General features: G+C 55.3%; 18 protein-coding genes. 12 read left to right on the plus strand and 6 right to left on the minus strand.

The genetic code is table 11. The annotated features are described in order from the left end of the window. Positions 1–96 precede the first annotated feature (96 nt). The 4 genes from RE6C_RS07550 to RE6C_RS07565 all read left to right on the plus strand — a co-directional run bounded on the left by RE6C_RS07550 (position 97) and on the right by RE6C_RS07565 (position 4,243). Entirely contained in the window at positions 97–1,116 is a 1,020-nt protein-coding gene (locus RE6C_RS07550; protein ID WP_008655301.1) for an SDR family NAD(P)-dependent oxidoreductase, read from the plus strand. Between the two features lie 303 nt (positions 1,117–1,419). Continuing rightward, positions 1,420–2,553, plus strand: a complete 1,134-nt coding sequence (locus RE6C_RS07555; protein WP_008655312.1) for a Re/Si-specific NAD(P)(+) transhydrogenase subunit alpha — start codon at positions 1,420–1,422, stop codon at positions 2,551–2,553. A 32-nt stretch (positions 2,554–2,585) separates the two neighbouring features. Then, positions 2,586–2,885, plus strand: a complete 300-nt coding sequence (locus RE6C_RS07560) for an NAD(P) transhydrogenase subunit alpha part 2 (protein WP_008655314.1) — start codon at positions 2,586–2,588, stop codon at positions 2,883–2,885. Next, positions 2,882–4,243, plus strand: a complete 1,362-nt coding sequence (locus RE6C_RS07565) for an NAD(P)(+) transhydrogenase (Re/Si-specific) subunit beta (RefSeq protein ID WP_008655316.1) — start codon at positions 2,882–2,884, stop codon at positions 4,241–4,243. Before RE6C_RS07560 ends, RE6C_RS07565 begins: the two co-directional genes overlap by 4 nt. A 121-nt stretch (positions 4,244–4,364) precedes the next feature. On the opposite strand, the gene RE6C_RS07570 is transcribed toward RE6C_RS07565, so the two are convergent. Next, complete coding sequence (locus RE6C_RS07570; protein WP_008655317.1) at positions 4,365–5,111, minus strand: HI_0983 family protein; 747 nt, start codon at positions 5,109–5,111, stop codon at positions 4,365–4,367. A 227-nt stretch (positions 5,112–5,338) separates the two neighbouring features. Further along, entirely contained in the window at positions 5,339–6,013 is a 675-nt protein-coding gene (locus tag RE6C_RS07575) for a class I SAM-dependent methyltransferase (RefSeq protein ID WP_008655327.1), read from the minus strand. A 199-nt stretch (positions 6,014–6,212) separates the two neighbouring features. Here RE6C_RS07575 and RE6C_RS07580 point away from each other — a divergent pair, with 199 nt between their 5' ends. The 4 genes from RE6C_RS07580 to RE6C_RS32420 all read left to right on the plus strand — a co-directional run bounded on the left by RE6C_RS07580 (position 6,213) and on the right by RE6C_RS32420 (position 10,485). Beyond that, positions 6,213–7,574, plus strand: a complete 1,362-nt coding sequence (locus RE6C_RS07580) for an AI-2E family transporter (RefSeq protein WP_039961498.1) — start codon at positions 6,213–6,215, stop codon at positions 7,572–7,574. 280 nt (positions 7,575–7,854) lie between these two features. Next, positions 7,855–9,018: a hypothetical protein gene (locus RE6C_RS07585; protein ID WP_008655330.1), complete on the plus strand. Its 1,164-nt coding sequence runs from the start codon at positions 7,855–7,857 to the stop codon at positions 9,016–9,018. 5 nt (positions 9,019–9,023) lie between these two features. Beyond that, positions 9,024–9,992, plus strand: a complete 969-nt coding sequence (locus RE6C_RS07590) for a mechanosensitive ion channel family protein (protein WP_008655331.1) — start codon at positions 9,024–9,026, stop codon at positions 9,990–9,992. Positions 9,993–10,131: 139 nt separating this feature from the next. Beyond that, a complete protein-coding gene (locus tag RE6C_RS32420) occupies positions 10,132–10,485 on the plus strand; it encodes a hypothetical protein (protein ID WP_173401776.1) in 354 nt (117 codons plus the stop codon). A gap of 169 nt (positions 10,486–10,654) precedes the next feature. Here the strand turns inward: RE6C_RS32420 and RE6C_RS30035 are convergent, their stop codons facing one another. The 3 genes from RE6C_RS30035 to hmpA form a co-directional block, all read right to left on the minus strand. Continuing rightward, positions 10,655–11,365, minus strand: coding sequence for a DUF3565 domain-containing protein (locus RE6C_RS30035; RefSeq protein WP_008655333.1), 711 nt, complete (start codon positions 11,363–11,365; stop codon positions 10,655–10,657). A 164-nt stretch (positions 11,366–11,529) separates the two neighbouring features. Then, positions 11,530–11,865, minus strand: coding sequence for a cupin domain-containing protein (locus RE6C_RS07605; RefSeq protein ID WP_008655334.1), 336 nt, complete (start codon positions 11,863–11,865; stop codon positions 11,530–11,532). Between the two features lie 106 nt (positions 11,866–11,971). Next, a complete protein-coding gene (hmpA, locus tag RE6C_RS07610; RefSeq protein ID WP_008655335.1) occupies positions 11,972–13,198 on the minus strand; it encodes an NO-inducible flavohemoprotein in 1,227 nt (408 codons plus the stop codon). Positions 13,199–13,528: 330 nt separating this feature from the next. On the opposite strand from hmpA, the gene RE6C_RS07615 reads away from it, so the two are divergent. Next, positions 13,529–14,275, plus strand: coding sequence for a phosphatase PAP2 family protein (locus RE6C_RS07615; protein WP_008655337.1), 747 nt, complete (start codon positions 13,529–13,531; stop codon positions 14,273–14,275). Positions 14,276–14,755: 480 nt separating this feature from the next. Here RE6C_RS07615 and RE6C_RS33335 read toward each other — a convergent pair whose 3' ends face one another. After that, complete coding sequence (locus tag RE6C_RS33335) at positions 14,756–15,064, minus strand: TIGR03643 family protein (protein ID WP_315852345.1); 309 nt, start codon at positions 15,062–15,064, stop codon at positions 14,756–14,758. Between the two features lie 143 nt (positions 15,065–15,207). Between RE6C_RS33335 and RE6C_RS07625 the strand changes: the two genes are divergently transcribed. The 3 genes from RE6C_RS07625 to RE6C_RS07635 all read left to right on the plus strand — a co-directional run bounded on the left by RE6C_RS07625 (position 15,208) and on the right by RE6C_RS07635 (position 17,208). Beyond that, a complete protein-coding gene (locus RE6C_RS07625) occupies positions 15,208–15,420 on the plus strand; it encodes a hypothetical protein (protein ID WP_008655347.1) in 213 nt (70 codons plus the stop codon). After that, positions 15,417–15,752 carry a hypothetical protein gene (locus RE6C_RS07630; protein WP_008655348.1) on the plus strand — a complete coding sequence of 112 codons (336 nt, stop codon included), beginning with the start codon at positions 15,417–15,419 and terminating at the stop codon, positions 15,750–15,752. The genes RE6C_RS07625 and RE6C_RS07630 overlap by 4 nt, the downstream gene beginning before the upstream one ends. Before the next feature lie 235 nt (positions 15,753–15,987). Next, positions 15,988–17,208, plus strand: a complete 1,221-nt coding sequence (locus RE6C_RS07635; protein ID WP_008655351.1) for a chondroitinase-B domain-containing protein — start codon at positions 15,988–15,990, stop codon at positions 17,206–17,208. The last annotated feature ends 228 nt before the right edge of the window (positions 17,209–17,436 follow it).

A 17,436-nucleotide genomic window follows, 5' to 3' on the forward strand; every position in this document is an offset into this window, starting at 1 on the left:
ACAGGCGTCCCCCTGGCTGAGGCTACCGTCTACAAAAAATCAGCGGCGCGAGAATTGCGGTTCCTTCGGCGGTCCAATTCAAAGAGGAAATCAATCATGTCAACGCTTCGTAAATTTGCGACGGCCGCCGCTGCCGGGTACGCAGGAATCGTCATCACACGTGCAATCGTTCGCCGCGGTCGCACCTTTGACTGGCGAAACAAGCGTGTGGTCATCACGGGTGGATCGCGTGGACTGGGGTTGGTGATTGCTCGGCAGTTGGCCGACCAAGGTGCTCGGATCGCAATCACCGCACGCACGGAAGAAGACCTGTGTGCGGCTGCCGCGGAACTGCGTCGACGTGGAGCGGAAGTCATCGCACATCCCTGCGATGTCCGCGATCGCGAGCAAGTTGCTTCTTTCATCGATCGAGTGACCAACCAATTCGATGGCATTGACGTGCTGTTCAATGTCGCGGGAATCATCACTGTCGGACCGCTCGAATCCATGACGATGGACGACTTCGAATCGGCAATGCAAACGAACTGTTGGGGAGCATTGAATGTTGCTACGGAGGTTCTACCTCACATGCGATCCGCCGGCTGGGGACGCATTGTCAACGTCGCTTCGCTTGGAGGAAAACGAGCGGTTCCACACATGCTGCCATACGCTGCCAGCAAATTCGCATTGGTCGGTTTGTCCAATGGAATGCGTGCTGAACTCAAAGGCGACAACATCTTTGTCACCACCGCTTGTCCAAGCCTGATGCGAACCGGCAGCCCTCGCAATGCAATCTTCAAAGGACAACACCGCGACGAGTATGCTTGGTTCAGCATCGGTGATTCATTGCCAGGATTGTCCATGAACGCCGAAGCCGCAGCCAAGCAAATCCTGGTGGCGTGCCAGCACGGACGTGGTGAAGTCTTCATCCGCAGCCCCCTGAACGTAACGATCGCGTTGCAGAACCTTTTCCCCGAATTGACTCAAGAGATCCTGGCGTTGGCATCAAGCGTGTTGCCCAAGATGGGCGGCATTGGTCGAACGGCCGCAATGGGTCATCAAAGCCAATCGGAATGGTCCCCATCAGTCTTAACGAGGCTCACCGAGCAAGCCGCGATCAAGAACAATCAACTCTGACTGCCCTGCAGAGCAAGTTTCACTCGCGTTGCTGGCAACCGATTTCGCCCCAAGCAGGTTAGACCCGGCCTAGCTCGCCAAAGCAGGTGACTCCTCGGCCATCGCGAACGATGACTTGGTTCAGACACAAGTCATCGTTCGTGGATCGGCACACTCTTAAACTTCGCCGTTCCATCGTCGTTTCGGTTGGGACGGCACGCACGAGCGCGCGTCAGGTGGTTACGATAGGACGAGAACGCTGTGCCAGCGTGATGATCCTACGACTCAAACCGCTGGCTGATTCAACACACCAGGAGCGAAGTGATGCAGATTGGCGTCCCACGCGAACGTTGGCCAGGCGAGGCGAGAGTGGCTCTCGTCCCGGCAAGCGTTAAGAAGTTGATTTCGGTTGGCTTTTCGATTGGGATCGAATCCGGTGCGGGCTTGGTATCAGGATTTTCCGATGAGGCGTACAGCGAAGTCGGTGCCACCGTTCAGGCCGACAGGGCCGCCATTCTTTCAGGCTCCGACATCGTGTTGCGAGTCCGACGTCCGGAAATCGACGAAGTGTCGACGCTTCGCACCGAAGCCATTCATATCAGTTTCCTCGATCCGTTCAACGAAAAAGAACTGGTCAGTGAAATGGCAAAGTCGGGTGTGACATCCGTATCGATGGAAATGATTCCGCGATCCACGCGCGCACAAAAGATGGACGCTTTGTCCTCGCAAGCCAACCTTGCCGGCTACGTCACGGTGATCCAGGCCGCTTATCACAGCAAGAAGATCTTCCCGATGATGATGACTCCATCAGGAACGATTCGGCCTGCTCGAGTGTTTGTGATCGGTGCCGGCGTTGCGGGACTGCAGGCGATCGCAACCGCGAAACGTTTGGGCGCTCGCGTCGATGCTTTTGACACTCGGCCCGTTGTCGCTGAACAAGTGCGATCGCTCGGCGCCAAGTTCGTCGAAATCGATTTGGGCGAAGTCGGACAAACAGAGCAAGGTTACGCGAAGGCTCTGACACCGGAACAAATCGAACTTCAAAAGGAAGGCCAGAAGAAGGTCATCGCGGCGTCCGACGTCGTTATCACCACCGCTCAACTGTTTGGCCGACCGGCACCTCGCATCGTGACCCGCGACATGGTGTTGGGCATGCAACCTGGTAGCGTCGTGATTGACATGGCGGTGGAAACAGGCGGCAACGTCGAAGGGTCCGTGCTGAACGAAATTGTCGATGTGGAAGGCGTCAAAATCATCGGCCAAGGCAATTTGCCTTCGGAAGTCAGCCGCAATGCCAGCGAGATGTATTCCAATAACTTGACCGCCTTGATCGGCGAATTTTGGGACGCCGAATCCAAACGTCTCGAGCTCAATCCCGAAGACGAAATCGTTCAAGCCGCCGTCATCACTCGCGGTGGGACCATCGTCAACGACACCATCGCCCAGCTTCATTCATAGACCGCACTTCATCTTTTTGATCGAGGGTTCCCGTGGAAGCCGTCCTGCTCGCCTTCATTTTGACGCTGTCTGTATTTTTGGGGTTCGAATTGATCGCCAAAGTTCCGGCGACTCTTCACACGCCCCTGATGTCCGGTGCCAACGCCATTTCCGGCATCACCGTCGTCGGCGCGATCATCGCCGCGGGAGCTGACCTGGGTCCATGGTCGACTTGGCTGGGAGCGTTGGCGGTGTTCTTCGCGACCGTCAACGTGGTCGGCGGCTACATGGTGACGGATCGCATGCTGAGCATGTTTAAAAAGAAAGACAGCACATCGGGAGGTGACTCATGAGCATTGAAGTCCTGGGGTCGGTCTACATCATCTCGGCCATCTTGTTTGTGTTTGGGCTCAAACTCATGAGTTCTCCGGCGACCGCCGTGCGAGGCAATATGCTTTCGTCGGTGGGAATGCTGATGGCCGTCTTGATCACCCTCACATCAAAGGAAATTCTCGACTATCGCTATCTGGCCGGTGCCGCCGTTCTTGGAGCGGTCGTCGGTGTGATCGCGGCGCAACGTGTGGCCATGACGGGAATGCCTGAAATGGTGGCATTGTTCAATGGTTCGGGCGGCATCGCGAGTCTGCTGGTCGGTTGGGCCGCCCTGTATGGTCAGGAGTCCTCGTCCTTCACGCTCGTCACCATTCTGCTCTCCATCTTGATCGGCGGCGTGACCTTTTCTGGGTCACTGGTCGCTTGGGCAAAGCTCTCCGAAACGATCGGCAGCGGAGCGATGACGTTTTCCGGCCAACGAGTCGTCAACATATTGTTGTTGCTGGCGTTGCTGGCTTGTTCGATTGCGATGGTCGTCGATCCCGGCCTGACGTTTCCGCTCGTCTTCGTCGTGATCGGGCTTTCGATCTTGCTCGGCGTGATGGCTGTCATCCCGATCGGTGGCGCCGACATGCCGGTTGTAATCTCGCTGCTCAACAGCTATTCGGGATTGGCAGCGTGCGCCGCCGGATTCGCGATCAACAACACGATTCTGATCGTCGCCGGGTCGCTGGTCGGTGCGGCGGGTTTGATCCTGACCAACATCATGTGCAAAGCGATGAATCGATCGCTCAGCAACGTGCTGTTCTCCGGTTTCGCCGCGACAACGAAGGCAACTAAAGTCGAAGGCGAAGTCAAACCGATCACCGCCGACGACGCCTACCTAATTCTCGAGGCCGCTTCATCGATCGTCATGGTGCCGGGTTATGGCATGGCGGTCGCCCAAGCCCAACACGTGGTTCGCGAATTGGGCGAACTGCTCGAAGCCAACGGAGCCGATGTCAGCTACGCGATTCACCCCGTTGCCGGACGGATGCCAGGGCACATGAATGTCCTGCTTGCCGAAGCAAACGTACCCTACGATCAACTGATTGAAATGGACGAAATCAATCCGCGGATGGAAAGCGTCGACGTTGCGATCGTGATCGGAGCCAACGACGTGGTGAACCCAGCGGCACGAGAAGACGAGAACAGCCCGATCTATGGAATGCCGATCATCAACGTCGATTACGCAAGAACCGTGTTCGTTTTAAAACGATCGATGGCATCAGGTTTCTCCGGCGTCGATAACCCATTGTTCTTCGGTGAGAACACCAGAATGCTATTCGGCGACGCCAAGCAATCCCTCAGCAGCGTGATCGCCGAATTCAAATCCTGAGCAGTTAAAAGCTCGAAGCTTCCTGAAGGTCGGGCAAAGGCATCGAAGGTCGCTCAACCAATCGAAACCCGCCGCGTTAGCAAGGCTATCCATCGCTGAATGCACCCGAACGCGAATCGCTTCAGTTGCTTTCAATCAGCTCAGGAAAATCAAACTGAAAAACTTGCTTGGAGACATCGTGAACGCGATGCTCCAGGCCCTCGACGAACGACAAACGGTCATCACCGTAGGCTCGTTCAGCGTACTGGTAGCAAACCATATTTTCACCGTCAGTCGAACGGTGATAGAGAAAGACGTTCAACTCCGCCACTTCGGCGTCCACTACGGCAAAGTCAACTCCGCAACTCTCACCGTCGTCACTGGGCCAAATCGTGAACGGTGTGTCAGCGTCTTGTTCTTGCAAATACTCCACAACACCACGCGCCGCATCGATGGGCTCGATCGCGATGGGTTGTCGGCGAACGGCAATCATCTTGGTCCAGTTCTCCTGCGTCTCACCAACGGCGATGTATTCGTTGAGCTCACCTGATTCATCGCTGCTTCCGACATATTTCAGCACAAAAGGCTCACCTTGGTAAGTGATCGTGGGACCTTCCGCTGACGCTTGCACTAGAGGTTGATAAGAAACGGTGCTCACCTCGGCAGAATGCTCGATGCCAGTGCTGGCTTGGAACTCGTCTTGAGCCGAAGAACCAATTGCGGCGACACACGCGAGCAAAACAACGATGCCAACCATGGTCACAATCGGACCAAGTACCACGACCGCCACAATGATCGATAGCCAACTGCGTTTCGCTTTGGCCGGTGCAGGAGCAACCACTGTCGCGTAGGGAATGGAATCGACGTCGGCGTTCGGCTGATTGCTCATAGCGAAAACGTTGTGGACACGTGAGATGTGGCTGGTAACGAGGCGTGCATTTCAAGCCAGAAAGCCACACCATGAGGAACCCTAGGTCACAACGAGGACCAGTCAAACTGGATCGCGATTATCGAGAAAGCTCGAACGTCCGGCTGTCGCCTCCTACCACTTGATCGAACCGTATCCAGCCGCGTTACAGCTGACTCGGCTCTTTCAGCCACGCGGTTTGTTCCGCCTCACGCACATTGGTCGTGAACGACTGCTTTGGCCTCATGACGATCGGTAGTGTCGTTTTGACCAACACACACCTTGGTCCATGTGTACAAAGTCAGCGGCGGAAAATTCATGGGAATGGCTTCCGTCTTCGCGGGACCAAACAAAGGTCTTGCGAATTCGTTGACGTGGTCGCGAATTTGATAGGCAACAAACACTCCTCCAGGTCGCAAGACTTGATGGATCGACTGAGCAATGGTTTTCGCGACAGACGTCGGCATGCTGCTGAACGGAATGCCCGAGATGACAGCGTCGACCAATCCGAACTCGTGCTTCGTTGCAAGCTCCGCGAGTGCACAAGCATCGTCCATCGCCACCTCCAGACGCGGGTCGTGGATGGCGTGAAGCGGCTCGGAAAACACCGTCGACTTCTCAACCGCCAGAAGCTTTGCGTCAGGCCGCATGTATTCGAGCAATGCCTGTGTCGTGCCGCCGGCTCCCGGTCCCAATTCGATCACGCACCGTGCGTTTTTGACGCAATCACGATCCGCGAGCTTCCGTGTCAGATAGGGCGAACTTGGGCAGAGGGTGGCGACATCCATGGGAGACTGCATCCACGCCTTCAACACATAAAACGCTCGCTTGGCAAACGTTGGCCGGGCACCCGCTTCACTAGGCCCCGCAGTGATCGCATGCATTTTGCTTCAACCTCAATGGAAATCGACTGGTTTGAAATCTGAGAAACGCAAACGCTGCCGCTGGTTCTTCAGAGTGATATGCAGCCGACTCTCGACCGCGTTTGCAACTCAAAGCAATCCACATGCCATGTCGGTACGAAGATTGCATGATCTGTGGTGATCTCCGAACATTGAACCGCAATCGCAGGGACCACGGACGATGAAGAACGCTCACGATGATCAAGAACCTTCCACCACGAGCGTCCTAGCGATCAATCGCAGAATTGACCCTGGTTTAAAGCGTCAGGCAAACACCCCGTCTCCGGTCGGAAATCGCACAACCAAGCCGGCGACGCCCCAGTCATCTCAAGATTGCTCGTCGGAATCTTCGGCCGTATCCGGGTCTGTAGCACTATCCGGGTCTGTAGCACCATCCGGGCACGAGGCGACGGCCGTTCGCAACGATCGTTGGATGCGCGGGATGGTCACAGCGATCACCGCCATCTTAACTTTAGGCACGCTCTACATCGCCGGTGATCTGTTGGTTCCAATTGCGATCGCAACGCTTGCATACCTGTCTTTGCGACCAATTGAGGCCAAAATTTGCGGATGGGGCGTTCCGCAAGCGGGTGCGAGTGCGTTGTTGATCGTCGGCCTTTTCTCTTCGCTTGCGCTAATCATTGCATTGCTCTATTCCCCGGCTCAGCAGTGGATGAGTTCGGCCCCCGAAAGCCTTGCCGCGATCCGAAGCAAATTTCAGTCAGTCGCAGAACCGCTGACCGCGGTCGATCGAGCGGGTACCGCTGTGGATGACGCGACCGTCCCCTTGAAAAATGACCAGCCAAAAATCGAGGTGGCTTACGAAAAACCATCCATCGTCGACGAGACCGTTCTGATCAATCAGACCGGTCAAATGCTCGCTTTCGTTGCCGCAATCGCGGTGCTGACATTTTTCATGTTATCGACGGGCGATGATTTGTTGAATCGAACGCTAGGAGTCCTTCCAAATGCGGACTCGCGCGGTGAGGTTTTGAAAAAGATTGGCGACATCCAGCACAGCGTCGGGCGATACCTAGCACAAATCACATGCATCAACATCGGATTAGGCGTGGCGGTCACAATCGTGATGTGGTTGGTGGGAATGCCAACGCCGGTCCTTTGGGGTGTGATGGCCGCTCTGTTCAATTTCATTCCGTACGTCGGTCCGTTAGCTGCCACTGCCATCGTTTTTCTGGCTGCCGCCAGTTCATTCGATACGATGACCCGTGCCAGCTTGACAGCGTTCGCGTTTTGGTTGACCACCGCGGTCGAGGGCCAATTCGTTACTCCGACGATTTTGGGCAAGACGTTGAAAGTCGGACCAGTGGTGGTCCTCATCGCGGTGGCATTCTGGGGATTTCTTTGGGGCTTGTCCGGCGTCTTCCTCGCAGTGCCACTTCTGATCGTTCAGCGAAAAATTTTCGCGAGCTTTGAAGCGACCTATCCGTTCGCTGTGGTGCTTGGCGAAGACGCTTGCGAGCCCGGTGAAGAGTGCGATCCAATCAAAGATCACAAACCAATCGCCGAAGCATCACCGGTCTGACTGGCTGTTGATTTAGTCGCATACCGAATGACAATAATTTGCCGTCGGGCATTGGCCCCGGTTGGCGTCTAATCAACCGCCACCAACGTGGTACGGCTCATTAAATCAACAGCACGCTAAGCCATCTCTGGCAAACGAACGTTGAACTTCCAATCGTTCGCCATCGTTGAACAAGCGAGCAGCGACCGTTCAAAGTAAGCAAACAACCTCTCGCGGATCTTGATTGTCCGGGAACTATACTGGCATCGATTCCGTCACCAACCTCACACCCGAGTGAAATATGAACCGATCACCCGAGGTGTTGAAGTTTCAACCGCTCGGAGAGTTCACGCTTCCACCGACACCCGCGGATGAGACGATCCGGCGGTTTGCAGAGAACATTTGGAGAACTCTCCGGCGTGAAAAGGAGGATCCGTTCATCTCCGATGACTCGCTCCGAATTGCGACGACGCGAAAACTCAACAAAATCGTACCGCCACCCGCCTGCGGTCCACTTCTCGCCGAGATGAAAGAGACGTTCTCGGATTGGACGCAAGACGCAGAGCCCGCACATTGGATGCAACTTGTCGTGTTGCCGCCGTGCGATCACAGCAACGTCGTGCGATCGTGGGCTGCCCAAGGTGAGCACATCATCATTGAACCACCGGATCGCCAATCCATTCTCAGCGGCGCGGCCAATTTCGACTTACCGGAAGCAACCGGCGACGGCGTGATTGTTATTCCGCGTTTAGAAGACTGGTTCATCAGACATCGCAATGGGTTGAAAGTCTTGCGTCGCCTGCTGGACCATTTGGCCATGATGCAGCGTCATTGCGTGATCGGGTGCAACAGCTGGGCGTGGGGTTTCTTCGAAAAGACCGTCGGGGCGGATTTGGTGCTGCCGATCGGAGTGACCCTGCATGCCTTTGACGCAGACCGTCTTCACGCTTGGTTCAGCCACTTGGTCGAATCGGGCGAAGCCGAAGGGAAAGTCTTTCGTCTTAACAAGAATGGCGAAGACATCTTCCAACTCAGCGGCGATGAAGGTTCACCGAAATCAGACTACCTGATGACTTTGGCCGCACGAAGCTTGGGCATCCCGTGGGTCGCATGGCATCTGTGGCGTAGCAGCTTGCGACTTGCCCCGAAAGACAACAATCGGATTGCGGATCAGTTCCCAGGCGAGCAAGCACTGTGGGTGGCGGAACTGGACGATTTCCATCTGCCAAAGAACCACGTCTCAACCGCGCTGCTCGCGCTGCATGCCTTGCTCCTTCATCACTCCTTGACCGCAGAGGAATTGAGCATCGTACTGCCCAGCGTGGATGAATCTAATTTGCTGGTCGCATTGCTAGAAGCTGAGTTCGTCGAACGTGATGGTGACAACTACTACTGCTGTCCCACGGCATACCCCACGATTCGTCAGTGTCTCAACGACGCTGGCTTTCCACTCGACCGTCTGTAGGACCGATGCAAAACGACGCTCCCGAATCGGCCATCGAACAAGACGCCGCCGACACCGCAAGCGATCTGGCTACGGAAACTGCCAAACAAGCATCCGGTGCCGGTGAAGCGGTTGCCGACAAGATCGACAAACCGGCACAACAAGCATCCGACCAGGCCGTTCAGCTGATCAACGATTGGCAAGACATCAGCCTGCTACAGATCGCCGGCATCGCATTCGCCGTCTGGCTGGCGATTGCAATCGTACGGAGACTGCTACCGTTTTTGGCCGAGCGAGGCCCCAGCCAATTGCGGTTGTACCTGCTGGCCGCGGTGCCGATCATTCGATTGCTATTGATGACGCTGGCGGTGCTGTGGATCATCCCGATCATCTTCAATGTCACCTTCGAGAATTTCCTTGTGATTGCTGGTGGTGCCAGCGTCGCCATCGGCTTCGCATTCAAAGACTACGTCAGCAGTCTGATCGCGGGTGTCGTCGCGGTGTTCGAGCGACCTTATCGCCCGGGTGACTGGGTGGAAATCAATGACGACTATGGAGAAGTGCAATCGGTCGGGTTGCGTGCGATCCGTCTGAAGACCGCTGCGGACGACATCATCACGGTGCCGCATTTAGTCAGCTGGCAAGGCAACATCAGCAACAGCAACGACGGCGCACAAACCTTGATGTGCATCGCCGATTTCTACTTGGTTCCTGATCACGACGCGTCGGAAGTGAGAGGTGCATTGCGAGACGTTGCCATGACGAGTGCCTACCTCGAGTACGACAAACCGGTGTTGGTGGTGATGAGCGAGAAACCATGGGGGACTCACTACCAAGTGAAGGCCTACCCGTTCGATCTGCGTGACCAATTCGTCTTCATCACCGATCTGTCCGTCCGCGGCAAAGAGGCGATCGCGGAATTGGGTGCCACCCAGGTGACATCGCCGTACATCTCATCCGAAAAGAAAAGCTCGCAACCTGTGGTGACGTTCTAGCCACAACGGGCTTGGCCACAATTGGCGGCAGCACGGTAATTGACCACCCATAAAATGCGAACGCCGGGATACAGTGATCCCGGCGTCGATGTGCTTTCATTTGACAACTTGACCGTTAAGCGGCCATTGATGAACAACTTTGTTCACACGTGCGACAGCACTCAACGCACTTTTCCATTCCGCCGACCTTTTCACAGCTCTCCGCACACGCCTTGCAGATTTCGGCACACGCGCGGCAGTAGAGCGAATGGTTGTCGCTGTTGCGGCTCATGAAATCAACGCAAGCACTGCATGCGGCGATGCAATCAAGCATCAGTTTGACGTGTGTTTGCTCGACATGATCGCCACCTTCGACCAGGCAATGGCTGGTCAAAGTATTTGCGCAAATGGTTTGGCATTCTTGACAGTTTTGGATGCATTCCTGCATCGATGCGGTTGCGGTACTCATTCAGATTTCTCCGTTGGATTGTTAGTTGCGGCCCCGTTGCCGTGAGGAGGCAGCGCCGCAACCGGCATACCACGAAGCGGTTGCAAGTGAATGATTCAGCGAAACCCGCAATTTGCTGGCGCTATCCAAGTTTGATTTTTGGCCCTGGTTTTCTTACGCGAAAGAGACCGCAAGCGTCGCGGCTGCTTTGTTGGACGCAGAAAGTCGTCCGTCGCTACAAACCAGCATCGGGATCGTATTTCGCGACTCTTCGACTCACCCGGCTCTTCATCTTTGCGATCGCGGGTTCTTTCCAACTCGAGGGGTGAGGAAGCTTCTCGATCGGCAGTCCCATCCGAGCCATCGCGATCCGCCACGCAAGAGCGTCGTTGGCACTGTTGGTGATCGGGCAACGCTTCTGCTCAAAGTGCGATTGAACCAACGGCAAGGCTTCGCCGGCGTCCGGCCCTAATCTCGCCAGACCGCGGCACACAGCCAGGACCACCTGCCTTCGTTTGTGCCATTCAGGAATCGTTTGCACCGAATGCCGCAGGATCTCCAGCATGGGCTGAACGCCCGGTTTTCCCAAATCAGCCAACCGTTCGATGAAGGCAGCGGAATCGCCGCGCAGCATCGGGTCGTTGATGATCCGCCACTCTTCCGCAGTCATTTCAGCAAACGTGCCCGCCGGCATTTTGCTCAACAGCGAGGCGAAGTACGGCCGATCGTCCGCAGGGGCTCCCTCAGTGCATTTCTTGCATCCAAGGTGAAAGCCGAGCATTGATTCGCGACCGGCGGATGTTGTCACCCATTCACGCCGAACCAGCGGCGGGTCATGGCGAACATGCTGGTTGTGTCCGCAAGCCAACTGCGCAACCCAATGTCCCTCTTCGTCGCGGTGATAGCCGATGATCGGTTGCTGGATGACACTGCTTGGTTCCGTCATCAAGGGACACTCTCAAACGCGAGAAAAATGGATCGAAATGATTCGACCAAAACGTCGATCCCCAAAAGCCACATCCCCAGCATCTTAGCCGCTTGTGCGTTAGCACCGGATCTTACGGTACGAACCAGACCAAACCTCCAAACAACCAACCCAACACCGTCCAGTCAGCCATTCGCCTTCGCTCCCTTGAGAAGCAGCAACAACATTCTGGTGGGCTCGTTCGCCGAGATGCTATGCGGCAGTTTCGCTGCCATATGAACGAACGTGTTTGCCGCAGCATCAATCGTTTGGTCACCCAGCGTCACGGTTGCATCCCCGTCCAAAAATTGCAGCATCGCTGGAACAGCCGCGGTGTGTTCGGACAGCTCTTGCCCGGCATCGAACCCGAACAAGACGACTTTCAGCGAGTCATCTTGGTAAAGAGTCTTGCTGATCGTTCCGTCCTTCTGAATATCGATCTCAGCGGCCAGATCGGCATAGGTTGTAAACAAGTCGCTCATGAAATCACCTTCAAAATGGAGAGGAACAATTGGTTGCCATGGCAGCAAACGATTTGCGTGAACGAGTCCACGACGCGAGTGCTGAAATCGAAAGCTCGCGATAGCATCACACCGCGACCAACTCCTCTTTTGGCCCAAAGAACTCGTACCGAACGCGGTGTTCGTCGACACCAAGCTCTCTCAAACAGGCATGGACGTTTTTCATGAACGGCTTGGGACCGCAAAAGTAGAATTCCGCCTCGGCAAATGGCGTCCACTCTCGTATCAACTCGGTCGTGATAAATCCGGTTTTGTCGCACTTGCCATTTTCCATGTCACCGGGAAGCGGCGAGTCATAAATGACCTTGGTGTGGACGTTGGGCGCGGCTTGTGCCAGACCGCGAAGCTCGCCTGCGAATGCGTGCACCTTGCTGTTCCGAGCCGCTTGAATGAAGTGAACCTCCGCGTTGGGATTGGCGTGAATGATTGACTTGGCCATCGACAACAGTGGCGTCACGCCGATGCCACCCGCAATCAGCGTGACTGGTTTTGCGACTGCGGCTGGATCGACCGTGAACTCGCCACACGGTGGGCCGAGCTCGATGTGGTGGCCTTCTTCGATATCGTCATGCAAATGATTGGATATCAAACCATCGGGTGCATCCGCGACAAGTCGTTCTTCACGTTTGACACTGATTCGGTAGTGCGGTTGGCTGGCACAATCCGACAGGCTGTAGTTGCGTGGGGAAGTGGGCGTGTGCGGGTGATCAATGTGGACGGTGATGTATTGACCGGGCTTGAACGGTGGCAGCGGACCTTCGTCTTCGGGTTTGAGATAGAACGATGTCACGATGTCGCTCTCGGGAACCTTCTTCGCCACAACAAACGTTCGCGTTCCATTCCATCCGCCCGGAGCGGAAGCTTGCTCTTCGTAGATCGCACCTTCACGACCGATGAAGATGTCCGCCAAGAAGCCGTACGCTTCCGAAACGGCCTCAACAATTTCCGGTGTCGCCGCATCCCCCATCACATCGCCAATCGCTGCCAGCAAGTTGCTGCCAACGATCGGGTAGTGCTCGGGTTTGATGCCCAATGAGACATGCTTTTGCGCGATCAATTCAACGGCCGGCATCAATACGGCGGGATTGTCGATGTGGCTGAAGTAGGCACAGATCGCACCGGCGAGTGCCTTTTGTTGTCCGCCGGAATGCTGGTGAGCTTGATTGAAAAATGCCTTCACCTCCGGATTGGCTTCGAACATCCGTTCGTAAAACCTGCGCGTGATCGTTTCCGCATTCGCAGCGACCACGGGTGTGATTTCCTTGACAATTCGGATCGTTTTCTCGCTCAGCATGGGCGGGGCCTTCATAGAGGAACGCTAGCGGTGGGGAATTTTCGGACGACAGAGAAAACGTCGTCTCGATACATTCACCCAAAGGTACACATTTGATTATTCACGTCAAGGTGCATGTTTCATCACCGGCGGATTGATTCAGCCTGGCCTGCGAGTTGCGTTCGCGATTGTCACTCGGGAAAGATCAACTCAGTCCCCGATAACTCACGGACATCTTTCAACGCCGGGACTTGGTCATGGAGACCATCTGCTGCAAAGTATGAGTCTCGTCGTCACTGATTCGATTTTGCCTGCCGACGAGACTCAAATCCCACCCGCAATAGATTCGTCATGAAGACAATTGGAACGAAAGCCTACACAACGTTGTCGCAATCACTTCTTTGGCTACGCGGACGTGAGCCGATCCTGTTGGTCGTCGTGTTGCTGGTCGTGGGCGGCATTTGGATGTTCGCCCAAATCGCGGGCGAGGTGATCGAAGGCGAAACAAAAGCTTTCGACGAATGGGCAGTGCGAGCGATGCGACAACCGGACAACCCGGCCCAGCCAATCGGGCCTTCGTTCTTGCAAGAGATGGGGCGCGACGCGACCGCATTGGGTGGCATCGGCGCCTTGTCGCTCTTCACCATCGTGATTGCCGGTTACCTTTGGCTTGATCGCAAGCGACACATGACGGTCTTTCTGATCGCCTCCACCCTTGGCGGTCTGATCATCAGCCTCTCACTGAAGCATCTGTTTGATCGTCCGCGTCCGGACATGGTTCCTCATCTGTCGATTGTCCACACGAGCAGTTTTCCTAGTGGCCACTCCATGCTATCCGCGGTCGTTTATCTCACGCTTGGCTCTCTGCTCGCGAGCGTTCTGCCTCGTCAAACTTTGCGAATCTACACTCTCGCGGTTGCGTGCATGCTGACGTTGATCGTCGGAGTCAGCCGCGTCTACCTGGGTGTCCACTATCCGACCGACGTTCTGGCTGGCTGGATCGCTGGTTTGACGTGGGCGCTCTCATGTTGGTTGCTCGCGAGGCGGTTTCAGCGAAGCGGACAGATTGAAACGGAACGAGACGAACTCGACCGATGAGCAACTGAACCGCCTGAACCCTCGGTTACGAGGCGGCGTTTGAGCTGCCTTCTTAACTGCGCCGTCGTCTGGTTCAGGCCAAGCCAGACGCAGCGTCACCGCCCCCAAACCGGTGTGAAGCCGAATTTGCGGCGTCGATGTTCGACGTCCCCCCCTCCAAACACCGAAATACTGAACAGGGCGTGAAAAGGTTTTTACTGAAGTCAAACTTGGCTGGACCCTTGGGTAGTCAGTTCGGCTTCGTTTCGTGTCAAGAATCAGTTCGTGACCGCGACCGTCAAAATGGTTGACGTTCCCCTTTTGGTTGGCTTGCTTTGCGCGGCGATCAAGCACATGGACAAATTGCGGGACACCAGAGCAGAATGGTCGGCAGTCTGGCAGTCGAACCAAACCGTTCGATATCGCTTGCGGGCTCGAGCGATGACTAACCTCGCTGCGACTTGGCGCGAAAGCGGCGACAGCGATTCTCGTCTTGTTGACTTAAAAACGCCGCCTCGTTTTTGTTAACCGCCGTGCAGTCCGCCTTCTCCACATACAAAATGAGCTGGGCTTCATCTCTTTACGCATCAGTTCAATGACGTCGCCATGCGAAAGAGAAAACTGTGTTCGGATGGCATCAAAGCTCGTTCGATCTTCCCAAAACATCATGATGACGCGATCGATTTCGGATCGTGATAATTTTTGCGACTCACGTTTCACTTTTGATCTCTTATTCAACAGTTTGCTAAGGACCTTTTGGGTCGGGTCACCAATGCGGCCACATGAAAAGACCAAGGAGGATATGAGCATGGCAAGTCCGTCTGTCACCGCTAATAGCGTGACCCTGTGTGAAGGTCGTTCAACGTTTGCAAAAACTTCCAACCATCAGCTTGCCGCTGTTCTAAAGTTCGTTGGCTAGGAATCACCACACTCAAAACACGATGAGGAATACGATGACTGACAAGCAAGGAACACACACTTGGCCAGAATTGGCCGCCGGACTCTATGACGCCTTGACCGGCCGAAACGCGGAGATTTCTTACGACTTCGAAAACATGGAAGTCTTCGTGCCCGCCAAGACTGGCGATGAAAGCGTGGAACATGCACACTGGAAGCTCAACGGTGTTTTGAAGGTTCGCACTCGCGACCTGTCAGCTAGCAAATGACTCGCAAGTCCGCCCCAACCGTCTCGATCGAAGCCGACTTGAAGCTGGAACGCTTCGATCATTCGAACGTCATTCAAGTCGTGGAGATGTCCACGACTGATGACGACACGATTTTGATCGAATCCAGTGGGTCTCTTCCTCGCTTCTCGCTGAAGCACGCTCGAGCATCCAGATCCACACTCGCAGCAATCGCGCAGGCGACTCAGCAAAACCTTGTGGTCAAACACAACGGTGACGTCATCACACAAGTTTCTACCACCAGCAATGTATCGGGCAAACTCTCTATCCATTGGTGGAACTTGTTGAAGCAATACGTCTTGAAACGGTCCTAGCTGTTCGCCAGACGCGCGTCGATTCGCTCCGGACCGGTCGGAGCGACCCTCAAGCGGATATAGTATTGAGCAACCTTCCACGCCAAATCACGGCGTTCGGCGAAGCCAATGCGTCTGGTTGCTACATCGAATGTCGCTTGCGCCCTAAGCTGGATTGCAAAAGGCGGGAGAATTGCTCGACGCTCACAGGAACTGGAATTGCATGCGAAGTCTGACAATGACTATAGGCAGAAAAATGCTATCGGTTCTGACCGTTTTGCTGCTGGCAGGCTGGACGTTGACGCCGGTCTCCGCCGAACAATTCCGCATCGGCCCTGAACAGAATTGGCTTGAATTGCTGAGCGGTGATTCTTTGCGTCCAGGCGACGTTGTGATCTTGAGCGATGGCACCTACACCGATTCACGACGCTTGGTGATGTCTCACCGGGGAACCGCCGAGCAGCCCATTGTGATCCGCTCGGATGACGGAGCCAAAGTGATCTTCCGCAGGCCCGATGCGAAGCAGAACACATTCAACCTGGAAGGAACCCAGCACCTGAAATTGGAAGGTTTCGAAATCACGGGCGGTGCGGCAGCAATCCGGATCCAAAGTTCGGACTCGCACCGTACAGAATCGATCACACTCGAAGGACTTCATATTCACCATGTCGGCGGCGTCGCCGTCACCTGCAACCATCCTGGTGACGACTACCGCGGGATGACTTTTTGCCGCAACCATGTCCATCACACCAGCGGACATGGCGAAGCGTTCTATCTGGGGGCCAACAACGGCGAGGCTGTCTTTCATGATTCAGAAGTCACGGACAACTACATCCATCACCTGAACGGCCCAAACATAAGCCAGGGCGATGGAATCGAAATCAAACAAGGCAGCTATGGCAACTTGATCGCACGGAACGTCATCCACAACACAAACTATCCAGCAATCACTATCTACGGCACCGCAGGACAACCGGTCAATCGCGTCGATTCGAATGTCATCTGGGAGTCCAACGACAGCGCAATGCAAGTCGCGGCTGACTGCATCGTGCGAAACAACTGGGTCGCGTGCAGAGGACATTGCCTGTACAGCCGCAACCACCAGGAAGCCGTCGTCGGCAACCTGGAAATCAACGGCAACGTTCTCCTAGCCCTCGGAAAGGCGGCACCGATACGGATCATTCATCCGCGCGACAGTAAGGGTGCAAATCTACTCAGCGGTCTGATTCAAATCCAACACAACGTGATGGTTGCCGGCGATAGTTCATTGGTAGCTCGCATCCCAAACGACGCACTCGTGCGGTTCGATGCCAACCGGGGCAATGGAACGGTAGACGGAGCCCAGCAAACGCTAGATGACACCATCAACCTTTCTGAACTGCTCAAACGTTTTCCAAACTTCGACCAACAACACCCGGTTTGGAAACACCTGAACCGCGATCAATTGCTCGCCCGATTCAACGGCATTGCCGATTAGCGACACGATGCCAACCAACCGGAACTGGCCGCACGCATTGACGAAGTCCGCTGGCCAGCTGGCCTGATCCCCCACGGCTGATGGAACGACGCCATTGCAAACGAGATTCACCGCGTTCGCGGCGACTAATCAAACGTCAACCGGGACTAACGCCCATCGGCAAATTGTTGTCATTTGGTATACGACTGAATCAGCAGCCCGTTGGCCACGGTTCCCTCCGAAGAAAAA

This window comes from Rhodopirellula europaea 6C (assembly GCF_000338295.1).
GTDB classification, from domain to species: domain Bacteria; phylum Planctomycetota; class Planctomycetia; order Pirellulales; family Pirellulaceae; genus Rhodopirellula; species Rhodopirellula europaea.